This is a genomic window from Ruegeria sp. EL01 (assembly GCF_900313035.1).
Classification (GTDB): domain Bacteria; phylum Pseudomonadota; class Alphaproteobacteria; order Rhodobacterales; family Rhodobacteraceae; genus Ruegeria.
Map to the genome: position 1 here is coordinate 1 of NZ_OMPS01000022.1, position 14,884 is coordinate 14,884.

The 14,884-nt window shown below is 55.2% G+C and carries 15 protein-coding genes; 12 read left to right on the forward strand and 3 right to left on the reverse strand.

The window, feature by feature from the left end; translation table 11 throughout:
- Both D9K61_RS10755 and D9K61_RS26930 read left to right on the forward strand, forming a co-directional pair.
- The coding region (locus tag D9K61_RS10755) for a transposase (protein ID WP_174235080.1) at window positions 1–444 on the forward strand (444 nt) is incomplete at its 5' end.
- Window positions 441–659: a hypothetical protein gene (locus tag D9K61_RS26930; protein ID WP_162946747.1), complete on the forward strand. Its 219-nt coding sequence runs from the start codon at window positions 441–443 to the stop codon at window positions 657–659. The genes D9K61_RS10755 and D9K61_RS26930, both read left to right, overlap by 4 nt.
- Before the next feature lie 195 nt (window positions 660–854).
- Here D9K61_RS26930 and D9K61_RS10760 read toward each other — a convergent pair whose 3' ends face one another.
- Window positions 855–1,631 (reverse strand): helix-turn-helix transcriptional regulator, encoded by a 777-nt coding sequence (locus D9K61_RS10760; protein WP_120633258.1) that lies wholly within the window; start codon window positions 1,629–1,631, stop codon window positions 855–857.
- A 146-nt stretch (window positions 1,632–1,777) separates the two neighbouring features.
- On the opposite strand from D9K61_RS10760, the gene D9K61_RS10765 reads away from it, so the two are divergent.
- The 5 genes from D9K61_RS10765 to D9K61_RS10785 are packed head-to-tail and all read left to right on the forward strand — an operon-like array spanning window position 1,778 to window position 7,314.
- Window positions 1,778–2,839 carry an ABC transporter ATP-binding protein gene (locus D9K61_RS10765; protein ID WP_120633259.1) on the forward strand — a complete coding sequence of 354 codons (1,062 nt, stop codon included), beginning with the start codon at window positions 1,778–1,780 and terminating at the stop codon, window positions 2,837–2,839.
- Window positions 2,836–3,729, forward strand: coding sequence for an ABC transporter permease (locus tag D9K61_RS10770; protein WP_120633260.1), 894 nt, complete (start codon window positions 2,836–2,838; stop codon window positions 3,727–3,729). The genes D9K61_RS10765 and D9K61_RS10770 overlap by 4 nt, the downstream gene beginning before the upstream one ends.
- Window positions 3,726–4,514: an ABC transporter permease gene (locus D9K61_RS10775; protein WP_120633261.1), complete on the forward strand. Its 789-nt coding sequence runs from the start codon at window positions 3,726–3,728 to the stop codon at window positions 4,512–4,514. Before D9K61_RS10770 ends, D9K61_RS10775 begins: the two co-directional genes overlap by 4 nt.
- A 28-nt stretch (window positions 4,515–4,542) precedes the next feature.
- Window positions 4,543–5,565, forward strand: coding sequence for an extracellular solute-binding protein (locus D9K61_RS10780; protein ID WP_120633262.1), 1,023 nt, complete (start codon window positions 4,543–4,545; stop codon window positions 5,563–5,565).
- Window positions 5,566–5,625: 60 nt separating this feature from the next.
- A complete protein-coding gene (locus D9K61_RS10785; RefSeq protein WP_120633263.1) occupies window positions 5,626–7,314 on the forward strand; it encodes an amidohydrolase in 1,689 nt (562 codons plus the stop codon).
- A 201-nt stretch (window positions 7,315–7,515) separates the two neighbouring features.
- On the opposite strand, the gene D9K61_RS27835 is transcribed toward D9K61_RS10785, so the two are convergent.
- Both D9K61_RS27835 and D9K61_RS10795 read right to left on the reverse strand, forming a co-directional pair.
- Complete coding sequence (locus D9K61_RS27835) at window positions 7,516–8,010, reverse strand: GNAT family N-acetyltransferase (protein ID WP_120633264.1); 495 nt, start codon at window positions 8,008–8,010, stop codon at window positions 7,516–7,518.
- Window positions 8,011–8,300: 290 nt separating this feature from the next.
- On the reverse strand, window positions 8,301–9,074 hold the full coding sequence (locus tag D9K61_RS10795; RefSeq protein WP_120633265.1) for a hypothetical protein: 774 nt from the start codon (window positions 9,072–9,074) through the stop codon (window positions 8,301–8,303).
- A gap of 211 nt (window positions 9,075–9,285) precedes the next feature.
- Here D9K61_RS10795 and D9K61_RS10800 point away from each other — a divergent pair, with 211 nt between their 5' ends.
- The 5 genes from D9K61_RS10800 to D9K61_RS10820 all read left to right on the forward strand — a co-directional run bounded on the left by D9K61_RS10800 (window position 9,286) and on the right by D9K61_RS10820 (window position 14,786).
- The gene (locus D9K61_RS10800; RefSeq protein WP_120633266.1) at window positions 9,286–9,711 is read left to right on the forward strand and encodes an NUDIX hydrolase; all 426 of its coding nucleotides are present in this window, start codon (window positions 9,286–9,288) and stop codon (window positions 9,709–9,711) included.
- A gap of 146 nt (window positions 9,712–9,857) precedes the next feature.
- The gene (locus tag D9K61_RS10805) at window positions 9,858–10,877 is read left to right on the forward strand and encodes an IS110 family transposase (protein WP_120633267.1); all 1,020 of its coding nucleotides are present in this window, start codon (window positions 9,858–9,860) and stop codon (window positions 10,875–10,877) included.
- Between the two features lie 588 nt (window positions 10,878–11,465).
- Complete coding sequence (locus D9K61_RS10810) at window positions 11,466–13,043, forward strand: hypothetical protein (protein WP_120633268.1); 1,578 nt, start codon at window positions 11,466–11,468, stop codon at window positions 13,041–13,043.
- A gap of 9 nt (window positions 13,044–13,052) precedes the next feature.
- Complete coding sequence (locus tag D9K61_RS10815) at window positions 13,053–13,337, forward strand: hypothetical protein (protein WP_120633269.1); 285 nt, start codon at window positions 13,053–13,055, stop codon at window positions 13,335–13,337.
- A gap of 21 nt (window positions 13,338–13,358) precedes the next feature.
- Window positions 13,359–14,786: a hypothetical protein gene (locus D9K61_RS10820; RefSeq protein WP_120633270.1), complete on the forward strand. Its 1,428-nt coding sequence runs from the start codon at window positions 13,359–13,361 to the stop codon at window positions 14,784–14,786.
- The last annotated feature ends 98 nt before the right edge of the window (window positions 14,787–14,884 follow it).

The following is a 14,884-nucleotide window of genomic DNA, read 5'->3' on the forward strand; positions in this document are numbered from 1 at the left end:
GTACTGGCCTACCTCAGCCGCTACATCCACCGCGTCGCGATCTCGAACCACCGCCTCGTCAGCGCAGATGCCGACACCGTGGCCTTCCGGTGGAAGGACTACCGGATCAAGAAAGGCGATCGCATGAAGGTCATGCGCCTGCCAACGGCGGAGTTCATCCGCCGCTTCCTGATCCACGTCCTGCCGTCGGGCTTCCACCGCATCCGCCATGCGGGCTTCCTCGCCAACGGCATCCGTCGTGACAGGATCGCAATGATCAGGCGCTTGCTCGACAGCGAACCAAAGCCGGATCAAATGGCCCACGAACCTCCGCTCACCGGCGCTGACGAAGACGACCAGCTTCAGCCTTGCCCGAAATGCGGCGGCGCCATGGTGGTCATCGAGACCTTCACCCGCGGTCAGACCCCGCGATCCCGCGCGCCACCCTGGGAGGATGCCGCATGATCCAGCCCTCACACCTGGTTCCACCATCAGCAGGCACCGGACCAGTCGTTGCGGCCACTCCACCGAAACCCACGTTGCAGCAGGCCAATGGCAACAGCAAAATGACGATCCCGCGGCATGGGCCCAGAAAGATCAGCTGGCCGGCACGGATCGGTGTCGTCAGCCTCAAGCGTCATGGCATCCGCCAACCAAGCCTCGAGCCACTATCCCCATAGCAGCGAAAGCCGCCCGCGCTTTCCTCCTTGTCAGATTTATCGCCGCTGCAGCTCACGCTGACAGCAGCCACAAACCTTAGACAAAGCAGCCGCTCTCGGATGATGACCGAATGTCTGGTACGATATTTTCCGGGATTATTGAATCGCGACAGGAGACCCCGGGTTAGACCGGATCTCTTATTGTTCGCGGAACTGCTACGCATCCACCCCGACATAACTGACAAGCAATCCGAACAGTTCATTTTGTGATGAGATGCTTAGCTTTTTGTAAAGCGTTCTTCGGTGGACTTTGACGGTTTGGCTTGAAATTCCAAGTTTCAATCCGATGGCTCTGCTGGAATGGCCCTGGACAATCAAGGCCGCAACCTCTGCCTCGCGCATCGAGATATCCGTGTGGCGTGCTTGGGCCATGGCATGAAATCTGCGATCTAATGGCTGTGCTTCCACGACTTCTTCGGTAGGCTGGTTGATTAGAATTTGCCTCAGCTTGGGGGCTAGGATTTTTGCGCATTGTCGAAACTTGGTTACTTCGTTGCTGCGAAAACGTCGCTGCCCTTGATTGCGCCCCATCGAGAGGTGGACTGCTGTTTCATTGTCGATTCGAGAGACAAAGCCCAGTTCATCCACCATATTTGTGTCCCCGAAATAGTTGGTGAAGTACTCGCTTGATTCAAACCGGTCCGGCGCGATGTCTCTCAACAGACAAGCCTCCCAATCCTGCACCAGAAAAGCACGATGGAAAAATGGATCGACCATAAATCCCAGCTTTTCATACCGTTCATCAAACAGTTGGCGCAGCGTCTCATCTGGTATCCAGCGAAATAGGACTTTGGGAAGACGCGTGCGGTGGAAGTGGATCGCTAGTATACTTTTGGCTTGAAATATCGGGCCGAAAAACGGGGTGATCGCGCGATCAAAGCTGTCCACGCTGTCCGCAACGGCGATTTCACCCAGAAAATCGTATTCATCCATAGAGCGCCCTCATAGCCGCTAGACACCACCTAATTCATGCATTTTTTGCAAATTATACCACTCTGGTGGTATTGGTTGATTGTTTCTGTGTCAATTAACGTTGAAATCAACAGCGCAAACAAAGGCGCAGGATTTGGGAGGGATGGATGACATCCGCAATCGGCTTGAACGGGCTGCAAAAGACATATCCGGGGTCGCCGCCGGTGCGGGCGCTGCGAAATGCCGATCTTACAATCAATGACAATGAGTTCTTTACGCTTTTGGGACCATCAGGCTGTGGCAAAACTACGCTTTTGCGCCTTATGGCGGGGTTCGAGGTGCCGAGCGCAGGTGAACTGACCTTGTTCGGAGACGACATCGCGCACCTGCCGCCGGAAAAACGCCCAATCAATACGGTTTTTCAGCATTATTCGTTGTTTCCACACATGACAGTTCTGGAGAACATTGCCTTTGGCCTCAAGCGTCTGCGCAAACCGGATGCCGAGGCAAGGCGCGTGGCGCAAGAAATGCTTGATCTGGTGCATCTGTCCGATTTCGGCGCGCGCAAGCCAGACCAGTTGTCGGGTGGGCAACAGCAACGGGTAGCGCTGGCCCGTGCGCTTGCCCCGCAGCCGCGTGTGTTGCTGTTGGACGAGCCACTCTCTGCGCTTGACCTGAAATTACGCCAATCCATGCGGGCAGAGCTCAAGCGCCTTCAGAGAGAAACCGGGATCACTTTTGTCTTTGTCACCCATGATCAAGAAGAGGCATTGGCGATGAGCGACCGGATCGCGGTGATGTCGCAAGGTGAGATCCAACAGGTGGGAGATCCCGCCACCATCTATGAATTTCCAGAAAATCGCTTTGTCGCCGAATTTATTGGCGATGCAGATTTTTTTGATGCCGAAACAATGGGTGGCACCGGTTACAAGCTGCCCAACGGTGCGACCGTAGTCGGTCCGCACACCGAGGTTGCGACCGGCGCTAAGGTGACCCTGTTTTTCCGCCCCGAGAAAGCGACCCTCAAACACGCGGGCAATGGGCTGTCCGGACGGGTTTCAGATATCCTATATCTGGGCAACAGCACTGACTACGTTGTAGAATTGGCGCAAGGCGGGTCGCTGACGGTGCGCTCAGAGAACCACAAGGACGGAACCGCTATTGCGGATGTGGGTTCGAAAGTGGTGGTCGAAATTGATCCCGCGGCGGTGCGGGTGTTGACGACATGATGCAGGTCGGTGCCAAGATACGGTCGCACGCAGCACTGATCCCGGCAACGGTAGTGATCGGGGTATTCATGATCGTGCCGATCCTGATCATACTGGTCTATTCATTTCTGGCACCGGGTGATTACGGTGGCGTGAAGGCCGAGTTTTCAATCGATGCCTATCGACGCCTTCTGTTTCAGCGCGACTTGTTTGACCAGATGGTCTTTGATCCGGCCTATCTGAAGATCGCTTTTCGGTCCGTTTGGGTGGCTGTTGTTTCGGTTATCGGTTGTCTGGCCCTTGGATTTCCAGTCGCATATTACATCGCGTGCCAACCGGAAGAGCGACGCAATATCTATCTGCTACTCATCACCATCCCGTTCTGGACCAATCTGTTGATCCGAACCTATTGCTGGATTCTTGTGTTGCGCGACACCGGGCTGATCAATGGCGGGTTGATGAGGCTGGGACTTATAGATGAGCCACTGACCCTACTTTACACCGAAGGGGCAATCGCGCTTGGCCTGATCTATACCTATGTGCCCTTCATGGTGCTGCCGATCTATGCGGCGCTTGAGCGGCTGGACCGGCGTCTGATCGAGGCCGCGCGCGACCTATATTCCAACCGCTGGGTGGCGTTGCGTTACGTGGTGATCCCGCTGGCGATGCCGGGGATTATCGCAGGCTCGATCCTGGTCTTTATTCCAGCACTTGGAGCATTCATCGCGCCCGACCTTTTGGGTGGCGGCAAGAACCTGATGCTCGGCTCTTTGGTGCAGCTGCAATTCTCGTCTGCGCGCAACTGGCCCTTCGGATCTGCACTGGCGATGGTCATCATGGCGATGGTTCTGATGTGCTTGTTCTTCTATGCCCGCAGCGCCAAGAAAAACGGTGGGGGGATCCAGCATTGACCCAAAAAAATGACATACGCTGGCTACCCGGTTTCAATTGGGTCACGTTGTTTTTCTTTCTGTTCCTCTATTTGCCGCTGATCATCCTAGTGGTGTTTTCTTTTAACGCCTCAAAATCCGCGACAGTCTGGAGCGGCTTTTCACTGGAATGGTATGTCAAAGCTTTTGCCAACGACGACATTCAGCGCGCCACAAAAAACAGCCTGATCATCGCTGTATTTTCGACCGCGTTTGCCACGACCATGGCAACGATGGCGGCGTTGGCACTGACACGAAACCGGGCTGTGACGAAGAAGAACTTGTTCGGTGGTGTATTGATCCTGCCTTTGATGGTGCCTGAGATTGTGACCGCCGTGGCCACGCTCACGTTCTTTTCGGCCATTGGCTTGTCGCTAGGGCTGGGCAATATCATCATTGCGCATTCGGTGTTTTGCATCCCCTTCGCCTATCTGCCTATCCGCGCCCGTCTGGATGGGATGGATGAGAGTTTGGAAACGGCGGCACGCGATCTGTATTCAAACAAATGGGCCACGCTGCGGCTGGTCACGTTGCCACTTTTGATGCCGGGCATCGTGTCCGGTGCCATGCTTGCCTTCATTATCTCGCTGGATGATTTCATCATCACGCTAATGGTGGCCGAGGCCGGATCGACCACCTTGCCTATCTATATCTACAGCCTTGTACGCGTAGGGATCACGCCCGAGGTCAACGCCATCTCGACCGTTCTTTTGGGGGTTTCGGTCCTCATCGTCACTGTGTCCTATCTGGTCGGAAAAAAGAAATAGGGACGCGGCTCATAACTGGGAGGAAACCATGAAAAAGATCGCAACATCATTGCTGGGCCTGCTGCTTGGCACTGGCGCCGCCTTTGCCGACGGTGAATTATTTGTCTATAACTGGACAGATTACACGGCACCCGAACTAATCAAGAAGTTCGAGGCTGAGACGGGCATTTCCGTCACGCTAGACACTTACGATTCCAACGAGACTTTGCTGGCCAAGCTGCAATCCGGGGCCACCGGATATGACATCGTTGTGCCCAGCCACAACTTTGTCGAGATCTTCGTCTCAGAAGGGTTATTGCAGCCGATCAATGCGTCGAAACTTGAAGGCGCGGCCAACTTGAACGCGGATTTCACCAGCCCGAGCTGGGACAAGGACAATACCTATACGATCCCATGGCAATGGGGGACGACGTCGTTCACGGTGAACACGGATGTCTATGGCGGCGATATCAACACCTATGATATTCTGTTCCAACCGTCCGAAGAATTGCAGGGTAAAATTGGCATGTTCAAATCAGCAGATGAGGTGATCTCGATGGGATTGATCTCGCTTGGTCTGCCGCTTTGCAACGAAAACCCCGAAGACATGCAAAAGATCCTCGACCTGCTGAAAGCACAAAAACCGCATGTGAAGACTTATAGCTCCGACGGCATTCTTGAACGTCTGACGTCTGGAGATGTTGCGGTGCACCAAAACTGGAATGGGTATTCCATTCGGGCGCGCGACGAAAACCCAGCGATGAAATACGCCTTTCCGAAAGAGGGTGTGATTGCGTGGGCTGACAATATTGCAGTCCCCAAAGGCGCACCCAACTATGACAATGCCGTCAAGTTCATTGAATTCTTGATGGACCCGGAAAACATCGCGATTCAGTCGAACTTCGCCGGGTACTCCAATGGGATTACAGGCAGCGACGCATTCATGAGCGAGAAATTGAAGACGGCCCATGAACTTTCACCGCCGGAAGGCACACCGCTTGTCTTCTCGCAAACTTGCTCTCCCGAGGCGGTAGAATTGCAGAACCGCGTTTGGACCGCACTTCTACAATAGCGCCACCTAAAAAAGGCGGGGCTACAGCCCCGCCACTTTTCCATCGAAAGCTAGCGGTATATGACCGACCTGATCATTCTGAACGCACATATTCTGACGATGGTGCCGGATCATCCCCGCGCCGAAGCCATTGCCATTACAGGACAGCGCATTTCCGCGATTGGAAAAACGGCTGACATACAAGCCCTTGCTCAAGCGCAAACAAAGGTGATTGACGCGAATGGGCGCACGGTGTTGCCCGGCTTTATCGACAGCCATGTGCATCTGTTTCAGGGATCAGCCGAGTTGGATTTCTTGCCGGTGGGTGGGCTGATGGATTTGGCCGAGGTAAGGCAAAAAGTTCTGGACTATGCCAACGCGCGTCCCGAAGAGCCGCTCATATTGGGTGTGGGCGCCTTCTATGACCTGTTTGTTGGACAAGACACCTCTCCGTGCCGCTTGCTCGACTCCATCCTGCCGGATCAACCCTTTGCTTTATTGGCGGCAGATCTTCACACGGTCTGGGCCAACACCTCTGCGCTTAGGGCAGCAGGGCTGTTGCATGGGGCTGACATGCCCGAAGGCAGCACTGTGGTGATGGGGGATGATGGGCTGGCCAATGGGGTTTTATTGGAAACCGGTGCCTTTGGTCCGGTTCTGGCCCTGTCGCGCACTGGCGGGCGGGACATGCTGGGTTATGTCACAGGGGACGACCCTGACCCCGCTGCGACCGCGGCAGAACGCGAAGCGGACAAGGCGCTACTTTTGAAAGGGATCGACCATGTGGCCGCGCATGGCATTACAACTCTACACAACATGGACGGCAATTTTTACCAACTTGAACTTCTCAGCGAGCTGGAGGCAGAAGGGCAGCTGAACGTGCGCGTTCAGGTGCCCATGCATCTGAAAAATTACGACCCACTTGAGCGGTTGCAAGAGGCCGCTGAAATGCACGAACAATACAACGGCGACAAAGTCTGGTCCGGTCGGGTGAAAATGTTCATGGATGGTGTGCTGGAAAGCCGAACAGCCCTGAAATCCCGCGCTTATCCTGATACGCCGGATACGCAGGGCGAAGCGGTGTTTGACCCCGACCACTTTAACGAAGCTTGCCGTATCGCTGACGCGATGGGGTTGCAGATCAGCGTGCATGCAGTGGGAGATCTTGCAGTTAGTCGCGTGCTGGACGGGTATGAATACGCCCGCAAACACAATGGCAAACGCGATGCACGCCACCGGATCGAGCATATCGAAGTGATTTCCGAGGCGGATATCGACCGAATGAAAGCGTTGAATGTCGTCGCCTCGATGCAGCCCCGGCACGCAGCTTTTGCCGGCTTCTTTGAGCCGCCCCAACCGAACACTGTTTTGTATGATGATGAATGCGCGCGGTCTTATGCGTGGCGAACTCTACGTGACCAAGGCATCCCTTTGGCATTCTCTACCGATTGGCCCGTCGTGCCGGTGGACGTTATGACCAATATCCAATGTGCTGTGGCTCCAGTGGACCTTGGGCTGAACTGGCCAGATCAGAGCCAGACTCTGATGGAAACGTTAGACAGCTACACCGCTGTGAATGCTTGGTTGGCATTCCGAGAAAAACACCACGGATGCCTCAAGACCGGGCTGGCGGCAGATTTGGTCATGCTGGATGGAAACATTGCGACCCACGCACCGAACGACCTGAGCAAATTGCCCATCGCGCTGACCATCTGCGATGGGGCCATCACGTATGGTGGCGATGAAGCAAGCGGCGGTATTTATTGGTAGGGTCAGATTTTCTTACCAGCCAGCCCAGAAGCGGACATTCCAACTGATTGCAGCATTCGACAGTTTGGGCTCTCCCAACCCCTTCGCCGCTCAATGCACGAATGTGCGCTGTCGGGAAGCTCTTCCATCCGCATCATCGCCTGCGAGAAGGAAAGACGCGGACGAAATTGCCGTTGGTATCTCTAGCCAAAAGATCCGCTTTCAGTTCGTACCAAAGATGATTTGCTCGGTTCCAAATCGTTGAATCCGACAAATCTCGACCATTCCTTGTTTCCGCAACAAACTGCAGGATGCCGCGTTAGCGCTTTGTGTTTCTGCGATAATCCGCTCCAAACCATGGCCATCTATAGCGTGTTCAAGGACTGCCCGGACCGCCTCGCAGGCGAAACCCCGGCCCCAAAAGGTCGGATCAAATTGGTAGGAGACCTCGTAGTCCCCTCCGTCTTTGTGGGGCCCCAATTCGACAAGACCAATTGGCAGTTTTGCATTCGCTTTGCACACAACCCAGATTCCAATATGGCCCGGGGCGGCCAGATAATCCTTAAAGCGCGCAAGTCGTTGTCGCCGACCAACAGTGCCCCCCAGATATTGCCTGACACGGCTATTTCCATAAAGCCGAAAGAAGAACCCAAAGTCGTTCGTCTTGATAGGACGCAAGCAAAGCCGATCCGTGCAGATTTGTGTCGCAAACCCCATGCTCCAAAGTAATAGGTGACATTCGCTGCGATGCAATGATTAGGCACCTTGGGGCTCACTGTGGCCATCGGAGCAAGTGCAGCATACGAGCGTCCCGGGCATCAATGCTAGGAGCACGCGGCCCGCAGGAGACATTCACCGCGTCGATCCGCGCCGCGATGCGGCTTCACCGAACCGGACTTTCGCCGCGAGCGCATAATCCGATGGCAATCGAACTCACGGAACGCGGACGAAGTGTGAGTTCGCTGCAACTACGCCAAGGTCGGCTTTGGAAACTGTGATCCTCGCCATCAAAGTATGACGGTCGGTATGAGATTGACGGTGATACCGTTAGCTTTCAGCTGTTCAATTACCCCTGAGCTGTCGTTTTGTTCAATTGTGTCGAAAATCCACAGAGTTTGCAGATTTGGTACTTCTAACAAAGCAGACAAGTCGCGTGGTAACCCTGAATGAATGAAGATAAAACTGAGGCTTGGATGTCCGACTAAAGGCCGTAGATCTGAAACCTGACTTCCAAGCAATCTAATCTTTTTCAAATCAGGCAAACCACCAACAAATGAGATGTCGCCGTCATCTGGTAAATTGATAGCGATCTGTTCCAAGTCAGGCATTTGTAACAATGTGGGTCTGACGTCCTCGGCCAACCCTGATTGAATGTGCAAAACCTTCAAGTTCTCAAAATTAGCGAATGCGGATACATCTCGAATTTTTGTTGCGGTTATCCGCAACTCTTCAAGCTGACGCATCGAGGAAATGTCCTCAAGACTTTCAAATGTGTTGTACCTCAACTCCAGTGCGGTCACGTGCGTCATTTCATTCAATACAGCATAATCTTCGAGCGAGGCGAAGCTCAGTCGTAAATCCGAACACTTAGTTTCCCGACACTCAGCTAAAATTTCAGCCCCTTTCTCAAGCTTGCTCGTCCGCAATTGTTCTAAACGAGACTCCGGGCTTTTTGGTGTACATGCACCGATCAAAATCGCTGCAACGGCAAAGGTGGATGCGCTGAGGGAAAACAACTTTATGGGTAAAGGCCTATTTACAGAAAAGAAGTTAAGCGACATTGGCCGCATCGCGGCAACTCTGCAAGGTTGGGCTCTCTCCTACCTTTCTCTGCGACTCGTACCGACTGGTGGTCAGAGCCCTGAGCTGCCTTTCCCAAGCTACTTGATCTTTGCACGTGCATGCGTCCGGTAAGCGAACGAAACGGTCATGTGACTGCTTTGAAATCTTGCATTAGAATGCGTAGCAAGATGGCCTCAGGAGACAAATGCCATGAAGCGTTTTGATAGCTTTTCTGGTGCAAAAATCGCGCTCATCTGTGAAGAAAAGGTTGTCACCTACTTGCGTGACAACAAACCATCAATCCCATTTCCGGACCATTGGGACCTGGCGGGCGGGGGACGAGAGGGGAAAGAGACACCGGAACAATGCGTGCTTAGGGAAACTGAAGAGGAATTTGATTTAAAACTAGATATTGCCCGCATTGTGTGGAGACGGCGATACCCAAATGCCAGCGCGCCGAGCGAGCATGCTTACTTCATGGTCGCGCAGATTTCGAAGACTGAGGTTTCAGAGATAAAGTTTGGCAAAGAAGGGCAGTTCTGGCGAATGATGGATATCCTAGAGTTTTTGGAACACCCGAAAGCGGTCCCTCAACTCAAATCAAGACTTGCCTGCTACATGTCTCGGCTTCAGTAAACCGCGATGAGAATTGGGTGATCTGGTCTCGCTGCCGCCACTCTCTGCTCCGAGCCCTGACCGGATGAGGTGGGTGGCTCCTGCTCCACCGGCATCGAATGTGCCACAGTGCAGTTATCATCGACTGCTAGGAAAGGAGCCACCCAATGACAGTAAAAACCGTAGGCCTGGATTTGGCCAAGGACGTTTTTCAAGTGCACGGCATTTCGGAGAACGGTCGAGTGATTTTCAACAGAGACATCAAAAGCGCAAAGCTGCTCCGCTTCTTTGAGACGCTTCCACCGTGCAGGGTCGGAATGGAGGCCTGCGGCTCGTCTCATCACTGGGGTCGCCAACTGCGCAAGCTTGGCCATGATGTGAAGCTCATGCCCGCCGGATACGTCAAACCCTACGTGAAGCGCGGCAAGAGCGACGCTGTTGATGCCGAGGCAATCTGTGAAGCGGTCCGTCGACCAACTATGCGCTTTGTCGAGATCAAGACGGAAGAACAGCAAGCTATCCTCTCAATTCACCGGACACGAGATCTGGCCGTCCGGCAGCGCACCCAACTGGCCAACATGATCCGCAGTCTTTTGCGCGAGTTTGGGCACATATTGCCCATTGGGATAGAGGCCGTCACGGCATTTGCAAAGCGCCACCTTGATGGTGACTGTCCAGACATGCCTGAGATTGCCAACGGTATGCTTGGCATCCAATGTTATCAGCTCATCGGTTTGAATGAACGCATCGACGGCTATTCTAAGATGGTCCAGCAACATGCCCTTCTGAATGCAGATGCGCGAAGATTGATGCGCATGCCTGGAATTGGACCGATCACGGCCTCAGCGATTGTCGCAACAATCGGCGATGCAAAACAGTTCCGCACAGGGCGTGACTTGGCCGCGTGGTTGGGGCTCACCCCACTCAACAAATCCAGTGGTGGGAAGGAACGTCTGGGCAAGATCACAAAGCAGGGTGATCGCTACATTCGCAAGCTGTTGGTCGTAGGCATGACATCGCGCGCTGTGATGGCGAAACGTTCGCCAGAGAAGGTCGATCTGTGGACGGCGAGAATTATCGCAGACAAACCGTTCCGACTGGCAACAACTGCCATGGCCAACAAGGCCGCGCGGGCCACCTGGGCGATGCTCACAAAGAAACAGGAATACCGGCAGCCTGCGTTCTAACCGCGCCAACTGCCCACGAGATGCAAGACGTTGAAGTGATGATGCGGAATTAAGTCAACCAAGAGCAAGGACACTCCGGCAATGGCAGCGGCCCTCTGAGGTCGATGAGCCGATTGGAACCTCGCTCGCGGAATTCATCAAGGCCAGTGGCGACAATGCCGCCACGCAAACAGGCCGGACAGACGACAGTACTGACGAAAATACCCGCAAACATCACCAAAAACTCTTGCAATGCAGGAGCCACCCACAGATGCCGTTGGTTGCGCTATACACCAAGGCCCGCTTCAGCCGGATACTCCAAGTTAAGCGGCACCTGTGGATTCTCCATCGCCACGCAGAGGTATCATTCGCTGGGTCGAAATCCGTGAGTGTCGTCAGTGACAAGCGCGTAGATCCCGCAAATCCAAGGACACTTCGCACGCAAACGTCTACTCTGGCGGGAACCGGGAGATTGTGTGAAAGGGCAAAATATAGTATATATGGATAAGATTTTAACACGCTTTTCTTTGTTCCAGACGAGTTTTCACATACCGCGACGCCTATTGGGGGATCGCATTTATTCAAACCGCCGTAAGGGGGACATTGATTATGGAGTCTATTTCCGGCGATGAAACCGGACTTTTCGAAAATCGCATTCACCTGATCGGGTTGCCTCCTAGGACCAGAGTTCCGCTGGGGGATCTGATGCAGACAGCAATTTCTGTCCGCCAAGGCGTGATTGATCAAGATTGGCCGTCGCTTGCCGATCAGGGCCTGCGCTGCTTGGCCTTGGGACACGCGTCCTTTCGGCTTTTGCAAGAAGCCGAGACGGTCGCGAGTGCTCGTGACCAATCCGAACATCGCCAGGCGGAACACTATGCCAATCTTCTAATGAACGCGGTGGGCGGCGGCGGTGGTCAGGCTTTCCTTGAAGGTCTCCGCGAGAAACTCGCAGACAGCGATCCGGCTGCGCGTCTCGAAAGCGCGATTTCGCGCATCGAGCATCGTCTTGGCCAGGAGCTGAAGCCGTCTTTGAAATCGAGGATCCGCTCGGCATCTAAGACGATTGAAGAGCGGGTCGATCTCGACGCCTCTGTCGCCATGCTGGAAGAAGGTAAAACCAAAGACGTGCCGCTGTTAGAGCTGTACTCCTTCCGCCTCGCCGCTTCGCAGGCGGACCAAATCAAGGCGCAATCTGACTTGGTGTTGTCTTGCCTGTCCCGAGGTCTTTTGGCACGTGTCCATGCAGAGTTTCATCTTTCTCAACGCACCAACCGCGCGCCCTCAAGATCGTCCGATATTGATCGACATCACCAAGCAACAGAGGCCGTTTTAGTGAACGCGGAACGGTGGCTCGAACGCGGTCAACGGCGCATCTATTGCGCCCTTGCGGGGCAAGAGAGCGCCGATCACACGGCCCGCGCGGCCATGGCGCTGGCGGTCGAGATCGAGCGTCGGCTTCCGATTTTTGTGCGAACCCAAGGTGCCATCCGGCAGACGATGCTGTTCCTTCGCGACGATGGGAAAGGCGCTGCATCCGAACGGATGGGTCGGCTTGCCGCGCGCGCTGGAATGCTGACCCGCGAAGCGATTGCCAGCCATTGCGCGAGCTATCGCATGGCGCTTCACGCGCTCAGCCTTCATCCGCCCGAGGAGGTAGATGCGTTGATGCGCAGAACAGAAACGACCGCCTTCGACGGGCCATTGCCCAACGGCAGGGATGTCCCCCTGAAGGATCTCGATGCAGTGAACGACGGCGATTTCGTCGAGATCGAGGGGTTCGTGAGGTCGCTAGAGGCACTGCGCCTGGGCGATGGCAAGCTGGTCAGCCGGGTGGTCCTGCACGACCCGTCCAGCGACACGACCGCAAACGCCGTCGCGATCTTCGCGCACCTTCCCCATGCAGGGGTCACGCTGGATTCCTTTGTGCGCGCGAACGGATTGTTCAAAGCAGGTTCCACGCTTTTTGGCGGCGAGCCTGCCGTCGAGATCGACGCGCTTGCGCTGAACGATCTAGGGCAATCGAGCTGGCGCGTGGCGTTTCTTGGGCTGGCGGACCGTTGGTTCGAGCCATGGCGCAACGGTGCCAACCTGATATGGTCGCTCGGACCGCACGGTCTGGGGGACGATGATGAAATGCGTTTCGGGGCCGGAGAACTTCTCTACCTGCCCCTTTTCCGACGATAGGAGAGACACATGCCGGTTTCTGATGGATGCCGTTCTGAACGAGATGCCCATGGTGAAGCATTGGACGCCGCCGATGAATTTCTCGAAGAGTACTTTGAAGCCAGGGAACAACTTCTGGAGATGCTCGAGCAGATCGAAGAAGACATCGATTTGCCGCCCGACGTCGAGGCCGCATGGAACCACGCAGATAACCTTGGAACCGCGTGGGAGATCACCATGGACGAGGCTGACGCCCTCCGAGAGGAACTGGAAGTGTGCCTGCACGATCTGAACGAGACTATTTTAACGCCCTGATGACGTTGAAGGCCACAGAGGGTGACAAGAACCCAAGGAGAGTACGGCGAGATGCGCTTTGTTGCGAACCTGCGGAATGAAACGATTGCTGCCTTCGCAGCAGAAGACATCCAGCCACGCGCCTACCTTCTTTCCTCTCATCGGGTAACGCCGAGCACACTTGAGGCGGCGGCCCACGTCCGCGACCTCGATCTGCCACTGTTCGCGGACAATGGCACCAAGCAGCTCATTGAACAGGTCATCGACGTGTTCGCCGATGATGCCGGGTCCGTACGCGATCAAGTCCGTGATATTCGCCGGGATATTGGCCATGTGCCACGCGGAAGCGACATTCCCCCCGCCCTTCGCCAAACCGCCAAAGATCTGGCAAACAGCGTGATCGATCATGCCACCGCCGTGTCGAACGCAATCGATCGTGACGCTTTGATCGAGTTGCAACTGTCGATGGATCCGACCGACCTGATCGCGCAAGAGGATTTTGCAGTCGCTTGCCTTCTAGCGTTGCAGTTGGAGCGTGAAGTAACCGGTTTTTCTGTTAGCCGTTATGCGACCAGAAACCGACGCTCCCTCAGGTTATGGAAGGCGATAAACGCGGATCCAAGAAGCGCCAATTTGAACATATATGCGGTGCTCAGTGCGGTCGATTTTAACACAGCCCGGACGGCTGGTCGTCTTGCGGCCGAGGCTGGGGTGCGCTTCGCTGCAATCGGCATCGCCGGGATCAATATGGACAGCACTGCGACGGACTTTTTTGTCATCGGCTCTGGGAGCCATCGGCTGGAGCGGCCAGCGCCGAGACGTTATGTCCGATTGGCGCAGATCTTAAGCGGGCTTGATGTCGGGTTGCGCGAGGCGGGGGGTCGGCTCGACAGCTTTCACTGCCTTGGGCTTGGGGCGTCGGCCATGTTACCGCTGGTTGCCGCGAGCTTCGATGACGCGGTCGGGCTTTCAACGGATGCAACAAGCCCCATCCACGACGCGATACGCGACCAGGTCTTCTACGAGCTGGCGTCGAAAGGTGGACGCGTTTCGACCAGTGCGATTGCAAACCGAGAGGTCCGCGATGCCCCGTGGACGTTTGAAAGCCCTTTCGAGCAACGATTCAAAGAGACGTTCGGCCATGATGTCGATGCCGCAAAGGCATGGTGGCGTGCCAATGGGGAACCGCAGATCATCCGTGATCATCTTCGGTCCGAAGCCGAGCTAAACGAGGCTCTCCCGCTTCTTGCAGAAGCCGATAGTGAGGCCCGGCGGCGTGGCGAACGGGTGCGCGTCGCTGCGAACCACTGGACCATAGGAGAACTTGCAGCGGTGTTCTCTGCGTCGCTGGACAGACGTATCCGAGCACGCGTCGCTCTGAGTGGGATCGAGATGAGCCAAAGCGCCTCGATCGCCCGAGGAACGGCAGCCGCAGCCGCGATATTAGATGTTATCGGGGAAATTGGCTAAGCAACGCGTCTGCTCCGGCAGGGGGCGGCATCGTATCAGTAGGCGTTGCAGACCTTCGCTGCGCCATGCTCGAAATGACAAGGAGCGGCCCTTACCAG